This window comes from Caulobacter sp. GW821-FHT10C03 (assembly GCF_059415485.1).
Map to the genome: position 1 here is coordinate 180518 of NZ_JBWKNI010000003.1, position 13012 is coordinate 193529.

At 71.2% G+C, this 13012-nt stretch carries 10 protein-coding genes, 1 pseudogene and 1 riboswitch; of the genes and pseudogenes, 9 read left to right on the plus strand and 2 right to left on the minus strand.

Translation table 11 applies throughout. From position 1 onward, the window contains the following. Positions 1 to 116 precede the first annotated feature (116 nt). Positions 117 to 2459 carry a 5-methyltetrahydropteroyltriglutamate--homocysteine S-methyltransferase gene (gene metE / locus AC07NG_RS04945; RefSeq protein WP_494592583.1) on the minus strand — a complete coding sequence of 781 codons (2343 nt, stop codon included), beginning with the start codon at positions 2457 to 2459 and terminating at the stop codon, positions 117 to 119. A 114-nt stretch (positions 2460 to 2573) separates the two neighbouring features. Continuing rightward, positions 2574 to 2788: riboswitch (cobalamin riboswitch) on the minus strand. Positions 2789 to 2944: 156 nt separating this feature from the next. Between metE and AC07NG_RS04950 the strand changes: the two genes are divergently transcribed. The 7 genes from AC07NG_RS04950 to AC07NG_RS04980 all read left to right on the plus strand — a co-directional run bounded on the left by AC07NG_RS04950 (position 2945) and on the right by AC07NG_RS04980 (position 10653). Beyond that, positions 2945 to 3262, plus strand: coding sequence for a PepSY domain-containing protein (locus AC07NG_RS04950; RefSeq protein ID WP_110133196.1), 318 nt, complete (start codon positions 2945 to 2947; stop codon positions 3260 to 3262). A gap of 126 nt (positions 3263 to 3388) precedes the next feature. Continuing rightward, positions 3389 to 4066, plus strand: a complete 678-nt coding sequence (locus AC07NG_RS04955) for a response regulator transcription factor (RefSeq protein ID WP_487287973.1) — start codon at positions 3389 to 3391, stop codon at positions 4064 to 4066. A 22-nt stretch (positions 4067 to 4088) separates the two neighbouring features. After that, on the plus strand, positions 4089 to 5480 hold the full coding sequence (locus AC07NG_RS04960; RefSeq protein WP_492853815.1) for a sensor histidine kinase: 1392 nt from the start codon (positions 4089 to 4091) through the stop codon (positions 5478 to 5480). A gap of 173 nt (positions 5481 to 5653) precedes the next feature. Then, positions 5654 to 6988: a hypothetical protein gene (locus tag AC07NG_RS04965; RefSeq protein WP_494592585.1), complete on the plus strand. Its 1335-nt coding sequence runs from the start codon at positions 5654 to 5656 to the stop codon at positions 6986 to 6988. Positions 6989 to 7061: 73 nt separating this feature from the next. Continuing rightward, on the plus strand, positions 7062 to 8183 hold the full coding sequence (gene ccmI, locus AC07NG_RS04970; RefSeq protein WP_494592586.1) for a c-type cytochrome biogenesis protein CcmI: 1122 nt from the start codon (positions 7062 to 7064) through the stop codon (positions 8181 to 8183). Further along, positions 8180 to 8674 (plus strand): cytochrome c maturation protein CcmE, encoded by a 495-nt coding sequence (gene ccmE, locus AC07NG_RS04975; RefSeq protein ID WP_494592587.1) that lies wholly within the window; start codon positions 8180 to 8182, stop codon positions 8672 to 8674. The genes ccmI and ccmE overlap by 4 nt, the downstream gene beginning before the upstream one ends. Further along, positions 8671 to 10653 (plus strand): heme lyase CcmF/NrfE family subunit, encoded by a 1983-nt coding sequence (locus AC07NG_RS04980; RefSeq protein ID WP_494592588.1) that lies wholly within the window; start codon positions 8671 to 8673, stop codon positions 10651 to 10653. Before ccmE ends, AC07NG_RS04980 begins: the two co-directional genes overlap by 4 nt. Here the strand turns inward: AC07NG_RS04980 and AC07NG_RS04985 are convergent. Beyond that, positions 10651 to 10781, minus strand: a pseudogene (locus AC07NG_RS04985) (hypothetical protein); the annotation flags it as partial. The gene AC07NG_RS04980 and the pseudogene AC07NG_RS04985 overlap by 3 nt on opposite strands. A gap of 21 nt (positions 10782 to 10802) precedes the next feature. Between AC07NG_RS04985 and AC07NG_RS04990 the strand changes: the two are divergent. Then, positions 10803 to 11243, plus strand: coding sequence for a cytochrome c-type biogenesis protein (locus tag AC07NG_RS04990; protein WP_492853999.1), 441 nt, complete (start codon positions 10803 to 10805; stop codon positions 11241 to 11243). A gap of 146 nt (positions 11244 to 11389) precedes the next feature. Next, positions 11390 to 12967, plus strand: a complete 1578-nt coding sequence (locus tag AC07NG_RS04995; RefSeq protein ID WP_487287980.1) for a Do family serine endopeptidase — start codon at positions 11390 to 11392, stop codon at positions 12965 to 12967. Positions 12968 to 13012: the final 45 nt, after the last annotated feature.

Here is a 13012-nt window from a genome sequence, read left to right on the forward strand (position 1 = left end):
CTCAGATTTTGGACGCCGCGACAGCTGATCGGCTGTCGCGGCGTTTTGCGTTTGAGAGACCCCTCACCCTCCCATGCTGCGCATGGGTCCCTCCCTCTCCCGCAAGGGGAGAGGGATCAGAGTTGCGCCCGCGCCGCCTTGGCCGCCGCGACCATGTTGGCCAGGGCCGGCTCCACCTCTTCCCACCGCCGGGTCTTCAGGCCGCAGTCGGGGTTGACCCAGAGCTGCGACGACGACAGGCGCTGGCCGGCTTTTTCCAGGAGGTCGAGCATCTCGGCGGCCGCGGGGCTGCGGGGGGCGTGGATGTCGTAGACGCCGGGGCCGATCTGGGCCGGGTAGGCGTAGGCTTCGAAGGCGTCGAGCAGCTCCATCTTCGAGCGGGCGGTCTCGATGGAGATAACGTCGGCGTCCATGGCGCCGATGGCGGCGATGATGTCGTTGAACTCCGAATAGCACATGTGGGTGTGGACCTGGGTCTGGGGCTCCACGCCCGAGGCGGCGATGCGGAAGGCCTCGACGGCCCAGGCGAGGTAGGCGTCCCAGTCGCCGCGGCGCAGGGGCAGACCCTCGCGCAGGGCGGCTTCGTCGATCTGGATGATCGCCGCGCCGGCGGCTTCGAGGTCGACGACCTCGTCGCGGACGGCCAGAGCGATCTGGCGGCAGGTCTGCGAGCGGGGGATGTCGTCGCGGACGAACGACCACTGCAGGATGGTGACCGGGCCGGTCAGCATGCCCTTCATGGGGCGGGCGGTGAGGGATTGGGCGTAGGCCCACCATTCGACGGTCATCGGCGCGGGGCGCGAGACGTCGCCGTAGAGGATCGGCGGGCGCACGCAGCGCGAGCCGTAGGACTGGACCCAGGCGTGCTTGGTGAAGGTGAAGCCGGTCAGGCGCTCGCCGAAATACTGCACCATGTCGTTGCGTTCGAACTCGCCGTGGACCAGCACGTCGAGGCCGATCTCCTGCTGCCAGGCGACCGCGCGGGCGGTCTCGGCGCGCAGGAAGGCCTGGTAGTCGGCGTCGGGCAGCTGGCCCTTGGCGTGGGCGGCGCGGGCCTGGCGGACGGCGGCGGTCTGCGGGAACGAGCCGATGGTGGTGGTCGGCAGGGGCGGCAGGGAGAGCCTGGCCTGCTGTAGGGCGATGCGCTCGGCGAAGGGTGTGGCGCGGGTCGCGTCGGCCGGGACGAGGGCGGCGGCGCGGGCCTGGACGGCGGCGTCGTGGATCAGCGGCGAGGTCTTGCGTGAGGCGACGGCGGCGCTGGAGGCGGCGAGCTGGTCGCGGACGGCGGCGCGGCCGTGGTTCAGCGCCTTGGCCAGGACGGCCAGCTCCTCCAGCTTCTGGACGGCGAAGGCCAGCCACTGGCTGACTCGCGGGTCGAGGCCGGTCTCGATCGACAGGTCGAGCGGGGTGTGCAGCAGCGAGCAGGATGGGGCCAGGATCACGCGGTCGGGGCCGCGGGCGGAGACGACGGGCTCGACGCGGTCGAGGATGGCTTCGAGGTCGGCGCGCCAGACGTTGCGGCCGTCGATGACGCCCAGCGACAGGACGAGGCTGTCGCGGGCCAGGGCGAGGACGGCGTCGAGATCGCCCGGGGCGCGGACGAGATCCAGGTGCAGGCCCTCGACCGGCAGGTTGGCGGCGGTGGCGAGGTTGTCGCCATAGGTCCCGAAATAGCTGGCGAGAAGGATGCTGATGCGCGGGGCGGCGTGGGTCAGGGCGCCGTAGGCGCGGCGGATCTCGGCGCGCTCGAAGTCGGTGAGGTCGAGCGCCAGGCAGGGCTCGTCGATCTGCACCCAGTCGGCGCCGGCGGCGGCCAGGCGCTGGAGCAACTCGGCGTAGACCGGCAGCAGGGCGCTGAGCAGCGACAGCGGCTGGAAGTGGCGATCCTTCGACTTGGCCAGCTTCAGGAAGGTGACGGGGCCGAGGATGACCGGGCGGGTGTGGATCCCCTGGGCCTTGGCCTCGAGGAACTGATCGACGACCTTGGTCGAGGCCAGGGTGAAGGCCTGGCCGGGGGCCAGTTCAGGCGCGAGGTAGTGGTAGTTGGTGTCGAACCACTTGGTCATCTCGAGCGCCGGCAGGCCGGTTCCGGTTTGATGCGAGCAGCCGTGGTTGCAGGTCTCGGGCTCGCCTTGCCTCCCGCCGCCTTGCGTCCCTCTGGCCATGGCGAAGTAGAGCGGCAGGTCGACCGGGCCGCCGGTCCAGCCGTAGGCGGCGGGGATCGCGCCGACCATGACGGCGGTGTCGAGCACGTGGTCGTAGAGCGAGAAGTCGCCGCTGGGGACGTGGTCGACGCCGAGGTCGGCCTGGCGGCGCCAGGCGAGCGCACGCAGGGCGGCGGCTTCGGTTTCCAGCCCTTCGGCGTCGAGGCGGCCGGCCCAATGGGCTTCGAGGGCGGTCTTCAGGCGGCGCTGGGGGCCGATGCGGGGAAAGCCGAGGGCGGCGACGGTGACGGTCATTTCTTAGCCTCTGTCTCGATGGTGACGGAGGCTGGACGGGGCGCAGGCGCAGGCGCGCGAACGGGCTGGCCGACCCGCGCCTGGAGCTAGCGACCAGACCGGGCACCCCGCCGGAGGACGTTATCTGTCGAGGCAGGTCTCCTGGCTCGCGGGTCGACGCCGCCGTCCTGGCCTTCCCGATGCGCCACCGAGTCGAGTTCGGCGCATCAGTGACACGTATCGGACGGCCGCTCGCCGCTTACAGTTGCGGGGGCAGCGCCGGTTTCACACCGGCTTCCCTCTTAGCTTTGGACGCAAAACGTCCGCAGACCACGACCCGCTTATCAAGCCTGGGCCGGTCGGCGTTGTCAATAAGGACATAAAGATATCTTTATGTGATTTCAGATTGTGGTCGAGCGGGGCTTGGCCCGTGACAGGACGTCGCACACCGTTCATAAACCCCGCGTTCAGTCTCCATTCAGCCGTGCTCCTCTAAACCGGACGACATGAAGCCGATCCGCGCCATACTCGCCGCAGCCGCCATCGTCGCCGCCCTCCCGGGCGCGGCTCTGGCCCAGCGCGGCCCGGACTCGCTGGGCGCCGACTGGCGCGCCCGGCAGGACCAGGCGCGTGGCGGCGTGCAGTCGGGCCGCCTGGTGCCGCTGAGCGCGGTCATCGACAGCATCGCCCGCCGCACCCCCGGCCGCCTGCTCGACGCAGGGCTGGAAGGTCGCAACTACCGCATCCGCTGGGCGACCACGGACGGCCGCCGCATCGACTTCATCGTCGACGCCGAGAGCGGTCGCATCCTCAGCGGCGGGTAGAGCGTGACGGCTGAGACCATGAGCGATTTCGGCGTTCGTCACGCTCTACCTTTTGATTGCGAGCCTGTTTATCCGTTTCCGGCGGGACCGTCCGAACCGGACAGGCTCTAGGGAGTTCCCCGAGACATGCGCATCCTGCTCGTCGAAGACGATCCCGACCTGTCGCGCCAGCTGAAGCTGGCCCTCTCCGACGCGGGCTACGCCGTCGACCACGCCGCCGACGGCGAGGAGGCCCAGTTCCTGGGCGAGACCGAGCCCTATGACGCGGTGATCCTGGATCTTGGCCTGCCCAAGGTGGACGGGGTGTCGGTGCTGGAGCGCTGGCGGCGCGGAAACGTCGCCACTCCGGTGCTGATCCTGACCGCCCGCGGCGCCTGGAGCGAGAAGGTCGCCGGCTTCGACGCCGGGGCCGACGACTACCTGACCAAGCCCTTCCACACCGAGGAACTGCTGGCGCGCCTGCGGGCGCTGCTGCGGCGCTCGGCCGGCCACGCCGCGCCGAGCCTGACCTGCGGCGGCCTGCGCCTGGACCCGCGCGCGGCGCGGGCCAGCGTCAACGGCGAGCCGCTGCGCCTGACCTCGCTGGAATACCGCCTGCTGCACTACATGATGATGCACCAGGGCCGGGTGATCGGCCGCACCGAGCTGGTCGAGCACCTGTACGACCAGGACTTCGACCGCGACAGCAACACCATCGAGGTGTTCATCGGCCGGTTGCGCAAGAAGCTGGGCGCCGACCGCATCGAGACGGTGCGGGGCCTGGGCTACCGCCTGATCCCGCTGGAAGGCGAGACCGCGGGGTGATCGCGCGCGGGGGCGAGGCTTGATGCTCGACTTCCGCAAGCGCTCGCTCGTCCGGCGGCTGGTGCTGCTGGCGGCGATCTGGACGCTGTTCGTGCTGCTGGCGGCCGGGGCCTTCCTGACCGCCCAGTTCCGCGACGCGGCCATCCGCCGCTTCGATCAGTCGCTGGCGGTGCTGACCGACGACCTCTATGCCGGTTCGACGGTGGAGGACGGGGTGGTCAAGGCGCCGTTCCTGACCGACATCCGCGCCACGCGGGCCTATTCCGGCCGCTACTGGGCGATCTTCGCCCAGAAGAGCGGCGGCGGGCTCTCGGCGATCGAGCGCTCGCGCTCGCTGTTCGACAGCGACCTGATGCTGTCCACCGCCCAGATCGACCGGCTGACGGCCGACCCGGGCAAGACCCTCTACTTCGACATGCGCGGGCCGCAGGACAAGCCGCTGCGGGCGGCGGCGATCCTGACGCGGCTGCCGGGGCATCCGGCGCCGGTGGTGTTCATCGCCGCCGAGGACCGATCCCCGATCGACGACGACGCCGACCGCTTCGGCCGGATCACGGCTTTCGCCCTGCTGCTGCTGGGCGTGGGCCTGATCGTGGCCATCGTCGTCCAGGTGCGCTTTGGCCTGCAGCCGATCTTCCGCCTGCGTCGCGAGATCGCCGGGGTGCGCAGCGGCAAGGCCGAAAGGCTGGTCGGGCCCTATCCGGAGGAGCTGGAGCCGCTGGCCGGCGAGCTGAACGGCCTGCTGGCCCACAACCAGGAAGTCGTCGAGCGCCAGCGCACCCACGTCGGCAACCTGGCCCACGCCCTGAAGACGCCGCTGTCGGTGATGCTGACCGAGGCCAGCCAGCAGGGCGGGGCGCTGGCGGAAGTCGTCGAGCGCCAGGCCCAGACCATGCGCGAGCAGGTCGACCACCATCTGCGCCGGGCGCGGGCGGCGGCGCGTTCGCAGACCAGCGGCGAGCGCACGCCGGTGGAGCCGATCCTCGACGAACTGGCCGTGACCCTGGAGCGGATCTTCCAGGACAAGAACGACGGGCGGGGCGTGGAGATCGACTGGCGCTGTCCGGAAGACCTGTGCTTCCAGGGCGAGCGGCAGGACTTCATGGAGCTGGCCGGCAACGTCATGGAGAACGCCGGCAAGTGGTCGAAGGCCCGCATCCGCGCCGAGGCCAAGGCGGACGGCGAGGGCCGCATGCTGCTGACCGTCGACGACGACGGCCCGGGCATTCCGGCCGAGCAGCGGGCCCAGGCGCTGAAGCGCGGTCAGCGGATGGACGAGCACACGCCGGGCACCGGGCTTGGCCTGTCGATCGTCGACGAACTGGCGCGGGCCTATGGCGGCTCGGTGACCCTGGACGATTCGCCGCTGGGCGGCCTGCGGGTGGTGCTGTCGCTGCCGCGCGCGGAGGGTTAACGCTACCGCGCGCCACTCTGGCGATAGCGCGCTGTCGTCAAGGTGGAGCTTTCGGCGCCGCGACACTTCGCCTTGCCTTGCGGTGTTGAAAAAGCAGCGGTTTCGGAAAGTCTTAACCTCGTTGGCAACATGGTTGACGCTGCCTGGACATGTCCCGTCCCCGGCGGAGATCGATGCCCGCAATCGCCGCGCACAAACTGCAGATCCTCAGGACGCTGGTCGAGACCGCGCCCGATGCGGCCCTGCGCAGTCTCGAGCTCGCCCTGGCCAACGCCGGCGGGCAGGGGGCGCTGGCGACCGTGCGGGCCATGGTCGAGGACGAGACCGCCGATCGCTACGTCCGCAACACCATTCTTTCCCCCATCGCGCCGCTGTGCCAGCCGCGCGCCGAGGACCTGCCGCAGTTTCCGCGCCGGGCGCTGGCCCTGCTGTGGAAGGCGCTGAAGGTCGAGGCCCCGCGCCAGGTCGCCGAGGGCGCGGCGCGCTGCAATCCCTGGGATCTCGACAACGGCGCGCCCGACGTCTTCAACGAGCTGTGCAAGATCGCCGCCCGCGGCCTGCGCGCGGCCGAGCGGCCTGAGTACGAGGCGATCGCCCAGATCTGCGACGCCGACGAGCTGGCCGACTATCTCGACCTGTCGGTGATCGTCCGCAACGCCCTGCCGCGGCTGTCGGAGTGGGTCAGCCGGATGAGCGGCGAGCGCGCGGCGGCCGCGCGCCTGGCTTATCGCGACGCCTGCGCGATCAGCGACGACGCCGGTCCGCGGATGTTCGAGATGCTGGCGGCGCACCTGCCCGAGCCCTGGCGGATCCTGCGGGTGATCTCGGCGGTGATGGACCGTCCCAACGACCGCTACCTGGCCTCGTCGGAGGTCAAGGAATTCGGCGAGCGGATGCTGGCCGACATCGAGGCCAGCATCGAGCACGTGCGCGGCTTCGACCTGGAGGGCGGCGAGGCCTCGGGCCGTTCGGCGGCGGCCTCGGCCCAGCGCATCGCCCACCAGCTGACCGAGTTCGAGCAGGCCGTGGACGTGGCCAAGGACGGCCCGTGGGGCAAGCGCCTGGCCAAGTTCAAGCAGGCGGCGGCCCAGGCGGCCGAGACGCGGATGAACGCCGCCGACAAGGAGCTGGGCCTGGCCCTGCCGCTGCGGCCGATCTCGATGATGGGCAAGATGGGCGGCGGCAAGGGCGTGCCGAGGCTCGAAGAGGCGCCGGATGCGGCCCTGGTGCGCCGCGCCGCCTCGGCCCTGGCCTTCATCGAGGACCTGCGGCCCTGCGCGGCCCAGGCCGGCTACGGCTCGACCCGCGCCAAGGTGCTGGAGAAGCTGAACCAGCGGCTGGACCAGTACATCGAGGACAGCCTGCACGTGGCCCGCACCGGCGAGGGCGGCGACCCTCAGGTGGCCCGCGCCTATCTCGAGATCGCCGCCGCCTACATCGCCCACACCCGCGACGAGAAGACCGCCGAGATCGTCCGCCGACGGGCCGTCGCGGCGATGGCGGCTTAGCGCTTCCGCGCAATCTGCGCCTTACGTGCTTTTTTCACTGACGCGCAGGTCGATCTGCGGCTAACAGCGAACCATGATCGGTTTTTGGATCGCCGCCGCGGGTCTGTCCGCCGCCGCCGCCGCCCTGGTGCTGCGGGGCGCCGCGCACGGGCTCGCGCCCGCCGGGGACGACCCGGCCCTGGCCGTCCACCGCCGGCAGCTTTCCGAGATCGACGACCTGGCCGAGCGCGGCCTGCTGGCCGACAGCGAGCTGAAGGCCGCCCGCGCCGAGGCCGGCCGCCGGCTGCTGGCCGCCGCCGACCAGGGCGCGGCCGACTGGCCCCAGGACGGGAAAGGTCCGCGCCGCGCGGTGGTGGCCGTCGCCGCGATCGCCGCCCTGCTGGCCGTGGTGGTCTATGTGCTGGTGGGCGCGCCCGGCGCGGCCGACCAGCCGTTCGCCCGCCGGGTGGCCGAGTGGAAGTCTACCGACCCGTCGATGCTGGACCCGCCGCGCATCGCCGCTGTGCTGGAGCAGGCGGCCAAGACCCGACCCAACGATCCCGAGCTCTATCGCAACCTCGCCCTGGTGCGCATCGCCGGCGGCGACGCCGTCGGGGCCGGCGAGGCCCTGCGCCGCGCCGTGCGGCTGGCCCCGCAGCGCGCCGACCTGTGGACCGCCCTGGGCGAGACCTTCGTGGCCGGCGACAACGGCCAGGTCGGTCCCGACGCCCGCATGGCCTTCGCCGAGGCGCTGAAGCGCGATCCCGCCGACCTTTCCGCCCGCTATCACCTGTCCAAGGCCCTGATCGCCGACGGCAAGCTGGACGAGGGCCTGGCCGGCTGGCGGGCGCTGCTGGCCTCGCTGCCGCCGGCCGACGAGCGCCGCGCGATCCTGGCCGGCGAGATCGATCGCACGGCCAAGGCCGGCCGGCTGGTCGAGCCGAATTCGCAGGCCGCCCAGGCCGCCGCTGACGGCGGCGTCACCCCCGAGATGATCCAGGGCATGGTCGACAGCCTGGCCGCCAAGCTGGCCGCCGATCCCGACAACGCCGACGGCTGGGTGCGGCTGGTGCGCGCCTATGGCGTGCTGGGCGACGTCGCCCGCCGCGACGCCGCCCTGAAGACCGCGACCGAGCGCTTCAAGGATCAGCCGCGCGTGCTGGCCGCCCTGCGCCAGGCCGCCGATGCGCCCGCCGCCACTTCGGTTCCCCGATGAGCTTCCTGCCCAAGTCCCGCAAGGCGCGCCGGCGTCTGACCATCCTGCTGGCGATCGCGCCGGTCGCCGCCCTGGCGGCGGGCCTAGCCCTGTACGGCATGCGGGACTCGATCTCGCTGTTCTACACCCCGGCCCAGGCCCAGGAGGCCCACGTGCCGGCCGGCCGCAAGGTGCAGCTGGGCGGGCTGGTCCAGGCCGGCAGCGTGGTCAAGCACCCGAACGGCCTGGTGGAGTTCGTCGTCGCCGACCAGAAGGCGACCAGCAAGGTGCGCTACCAGGGCGACCTGCCCGACCTGTTCCGCGAAGGGCAGGGGATCGTCGCCTCCGGATCGTTTGACGAGGGCGGCGTCTTCGTCGCCAAGCAGGTGCTGGCCAAGCACGACGAGCGCTACATGCCGCGCGAGGTGGCCAAGGCCATCAAGGCGCAGGGCGAGTGGCGCGGCGAGGGCGCGGCTCCGCCGTCCTACGGTGAGGGAAAGACCGCCCGATGATCGTCGAGTTCGGCGCGTTCGCCCTTGTCCTGGCCCTGGTGCTGTCGGTCGCCCAGAGCGGTCTTTCCGCCGTCGGGGCGATGCGGCGGTCGGGCGCTCTGGCGGGGGCGGGACGCGGCGCGGCCGTGGCGACCTTCGCGGCCCTGGCCTGCGCCTTCGCCGCCCTGATCTACGCCTTCGTGACCTCCGACTTCTCGGTGGCCAACGTCGCGGCCAACTCCCACACCGCCAAGCCGCTGCTCTACAAGGTGGCCGGCGCCTGGGGCAGCCACGAGGGCTCGATGCTGCTGTGGTGTCTGGTGGTGACGGGCTACGGCGCGGCCATGGCGGTGTTCGGCGAGCGTCTGCCGCCGCGCCTTAGGGCCTGGGCCATCGCGGTGCAGGGCGCGCTGGGCGTGCTGTTCCTTGCCTACACCGTCTTCGCCTCGAACCCGATGACCCGCCTGCCGGACCCGCCGGTGGAGGGCCGCTCGCTCAATCCGCTGCTGCAGGACTGGGCCCTGGCCGTGCATCCGCCGTTCCTCTATTCGGGCTATGTCGGCTTCTCGGTGGTCTTCTCGCTGGCGATCGCCGCCCTGATCGAGGGCCGGGTCGACGCGGCCTTCGCCCGCTGGGTGCGGCCCTGGACCCTGGCGGCCTGGAGCCTGCTGACCGTCGGCATCACGCTGGGCGCCTTCTGGGCCTATTACGAGCTGGGCTGGGGCGGCTGGTGGTTCTGGGACCCGGTCGAGAACGCCAGCTTCATGCCCTGGCTGATCGGCGCGGCCTTGCTGCACTCGGCCATCGTGCTGGAGAAGCGCGGCGCCCTGCCGGGCTGGACGGTGTTCCTGGCCCTGGCGGCCTTCGGCTTTTCGATGCTGGGGGCGTTCCTGGTGCGCTCGGGCGTGCTGACCAGCGTCCACGCCTTCGCCGTCGATCCGACGCGGGGCGTGCTGCTGCTGTCGATCATGGGGATCGCGGCCGGCTTCGGCTTCGTGCTGTTCGCCATCCGCGCGCCGAGCCTGAACGCCGGCGGCCTGTTCGCGCCGGTCAGCCGCGAGAGCGCCATCGTGCTCAACAACATCATCCTGTCGGCGGCGACGGCGACGGTGCTGCTGGGCACGCTCTATCCGCTGATCCGCGAGGCGCTGGACGGCGAGGCGGTCTCGGTCGGGCCGCCGTTCTTCAATTTGACCTTCACGCCGCTGCTGGTGCTGGCCCTGGCCATCCTGCCGGCCGGACCGCTTCTGGCCTGGAAGCGCGGCGACGCGCGGCTGGTGGTGCGCCGGCTATGGCTGGCGCTGGTGATCGCCGCGGTGCTGGGCCTGGCCGCCTACGCCCTTGTCACCCCGCGCAAGGCGCTGGCGAGCCTGGGCCTGGTGCTGGGCTTCTGGCTGATCGGCGGCGCGCTGGCTGAACTGGCCGAGCGGGTGAAGGCCTTCCGCGCCCCCTGGGCCGAGGTGCGCCGCCGCCTCTCGGGCCTGCCGCGCGGGGCCTGGGGCATGACCATCGCCCATGCCGGCCTTGGCCTCTTCGCGCTGGGCGCCAGCTTCGAGACCGCCTGGCGGGTCGAGAGCGCCCAGGCCCTGGGCGTCGGCGGCAAGATCGAGCTGGGCGCCTATGTGCTGACCCTGACCGACGTCGGCACGCTGGACGGTCCCAACTACCTGGCCGAGCGCGGCGTGGTGCGGATCGAGAAGAAGGCCGGTGGTTTCGTCTGCACGGCCGAGCCCGAGCGGCGGTTCTTCCCGGTCGGCGGCCAGACGACCTCGGAGGTGGCGCTGTGCCCGCGCGGCCTGGACGACCTCTACGTGGTCATCGGCGAGCGCCGGGCGGGTCCGGCGGGCGAGCCGGCCTGGCTGGTGCGGGCCTATGTCAATCCGTGGGTGCGGCTGATCTTCCTGGGACCGCTGATCATGGCCCTGGGCGGGGCGGTGTCGCTGTCGGATCGCCGGCTGCGGCTGGGTGTCGGACGGAAGGCCAAGGGAGCGCAGGTGTGAGTGTGCTCCAAGCGATCCTTCTCCCCTTGCGGGAGAAGGTGGCCCGCGCAGCGGGTCGGATGAGGGGTCTCTCAGAACCCTCCGTGCGACCCCTCATCCGTCGGCTTCGCCGACACCTTCTCCCGCAAGGGGAGAAGGGGCGCGTGTTGATGATCACCCTGGCCGCCGTCGCCTGCATGGCCGCGGCCTCCGACCCGTCCGAGCGGCTGGCCGATCCGGGGCAGGAGGCCAGGGCGCGAGAAATCTTCAAGCAGGTGCGGTGCCTGGTCTGCCAGAACGAGTCGATCGACGATTCCGAGGCCGATCTGGCCCGCGACCTGCGGGTGTTGGTGCGCGACCAAGTGAAGCAGGGCCGGAGCGACGGCGAGATCCGTGCGTTCCTGACGGAGCGCTACGGCGAGTTCGTGCTGCTGAAGCCGCCGTTCTCGCCCGGCAACGCCGTGCTGTGGCTGACGCCGCTGGCGGTTCTGCTGGCCGGCGGCGGGCTGATGGTCGCGCTGCTGCGGCGCCGGCGGGAGACGGAGGCGCCGCCCGAGGCGCTGTCGGCCGAGGAGGAAGCGCGGCTGCGCGGTCTGCTCGGGAAAGAATGACACGATTGCGCCGCGATGACGCCGCAAGAAGCGCCGCGTGGGTGAAGGAAAGATAATCCTGGAACCGTTGCACGAATTGCTGGTGCGACTAGGTTCTGTTCGACAGAACCCGGCGCAAAGCGCCGTGGGTTGAGGAAAGACGAAAGATGGCTGCTCGGAAGTCAGGATTCATTGTTGGCGCCGTCGCGGGGGCGGGCGTCGCGTGCGCCGCCCTGGCGGGCGTGGGCATGCGGATGGGACCGGCCGGCGCCGCGGAGCAGGAGCCGCAGCTGGTGCGCGCCTCGGCCACCGCCGCCCCGATGTTCGCGCCGCCGCCCGGCGCGCCTCTGTCCTTCGCCGACATCTTCGAGAAGGTCTCGCCGGCCGTCGTGCAGATCGACGTGACGTCCAAGGCCGATCCCAAGGCCCGCCTGCGCATCCCGGGCCTGGAAGGCCTGCCGTTCGACATCGTGCCCAAGGGCCAGAAGCCCGGCGAGGACGGCGACGACGCCGCCCAGGCGCCCAAGCAGCAGTCCTCGGGCTCGGGCTTCTTCATCTCGGCCGACGGCTACATCGTCACCAACAACCACGTGGTGGCCGACGCCGACACCGACGGCATCAACGTCGTCATGAAGGACGGCCGCGAGCTGAAGGCCACCATCGTCGGCCGCGACGAAAGCACCGACCTGGCGGTGATCAAGGTCATCGATCCCAAGGCCAAGGGCGCGGCGTTCCCGTTCGTGAACTTCGAGAACCAGGCTCGTCCGCGCGTCGGTGACTGGGTGATCACCATCGGCAACCCGTTCGGCCTGGGCGGCACCGCCACGGCCGGCATCATCTCGGCCTATGGCCGCGACCTGGGCGACAACTCCTCGCAGTTCGTCGACTACATCCAGATCGACGCCCCCATCAACCGCGGCAACTCGGGCGGTCCGTCGTTCGACATCTACGGCCGGGTGATCGGCGTGAACACGGCGATCTTCTCGCCGACCGGCGGCTCGGTGGGCATCGGCTTCGCGATCCCGGCCGACGTGGCCGAGGCCACCGCCAAGCAACTGATCAACGGCGGCAAGGTGGTGCGCGGCTATATCGGCGCCCAGATCCAGCCCTTCACCAGCGAGATGGCCGAGGCGCAAGGCCTGGCCGACGTCAAGGGCGCCATCGTCGCCGACCTGGTGCCGGGCGGCCCCGCCCAGCGCGGCGGCCTGATGCCGGAAGACGTGGTCACCTCGGTCAACGGCGTGGCCATCAAGAGCGGTTCGGAACTGACCCGCGAAGTCGCCAAGGCTCGTCCGGGCGAGGTGATCAAGCTGGCCGTCCTGCGTGGCGGCAAGCCCCGCACGGTCGAGATCCGTTCGGGCGTGCGCCCGACCGAGAAGGAACTGGCCGACAACGACAACGAGGACGGCGGCGATCAGGCCGCTCCGGCCAAGCCGGCGGCGCCCAAGGTCGAGGCCCTGGGCATGAGCCTGTCGCCTCTCGATGACGCGGCCCGCAAGGCCAACGGCATCGACACCGCCGTGAAGGGTCTGCTGATCGACAGCGTCAAGGCTTCGTCCGACGCCGGCGAGAAGGGCCTGCGCAAGGGCGACGTGGTGACCAGCGTCAACGGCGAGCCGGTCGCGACCGTCGCCGAGGTCAACGCCGCGGTCGAGGCGGCCAAGAAGCTGCAGCGTCCGAGCGTCAACCTGCGCATCGTCCGCGCCGGCCGCCCGACCATCGTGCCGCTGAAGATCGCGCCGTAAGCGTTCTCCCCGCGTCAACCGATCGATCCCGCCCCGGAAACCTCC

Coding starts and splice junctions, on each gene's coding strand:
- AC07NG_RS04960 (WP_492853815.1), top strand. CDS start 4,089: ATGCTCGACTTCCGCAAGCGCTCGCTCGTCCGGCGGCTGGTGCTGCTG.
- AC07NG_RS04990 (WP_492853999.1), top strand. CDS start 10,803: ATGATCACCCTGGCCGCCGTCGCCTGCATGGCCGCGGCCTCCGACCCG.
- AC07NG_RS04980 (WP_494592588.1), top strand. CDS start 8,671: ATGATCGTCGAGTTCGGCGCGTTCGCCCTTGTCCTGGCCCTGGTGCTG.
- AC07NG_RS04995 (WP_487287980.1), top strand. CDS start 11,390: ATGGCTGCTCGGAAGTCAGGATTCATTGTTGGCGCCGTCGCGGGGGCG.
- AC07NG_RS04950 (WP_110133196.1), top strand. CDS start 2,945: ATGAAGCCGATCCGCGCCATACTCGCCGCAGCCGCCATCGTCGCCGCC.
- ccmI (WP_494592586.1), top strand. CDS start 7,062: ATGATCGGTTTTTGGATCGCCGCCGCGGGTCTGTCCGCCGCCGCCGCC.
- AC07NG_RS04955 (WP_487287973.1), top strand. CDS start 3,389: ATGCGCATCCTGCTCGTCGAAGACGATCCCGACCTGTCGCGCCAGCTG.
- metE (WP_494592583.1), bottom strand. CDS start 2,459: ATGACCGTCACCGTCGCCGCCCTCGGCTTTCCCCGCATCGGCCCCCAG.
- ccmE (WP_494592587.1), top strand. CDS start 8,180: ATGAGCTTCCTGCCCAAGTCCCGCAAGGCGCGCCGGCGTCTGACCATC.
- AC07NG_RS04965 (WP_494592585.1), top strand. CDS start 5,654: ATGCCCGCAATCGCCGCGCACAAACTGCAGATCCTCAGGACGCTGGTC.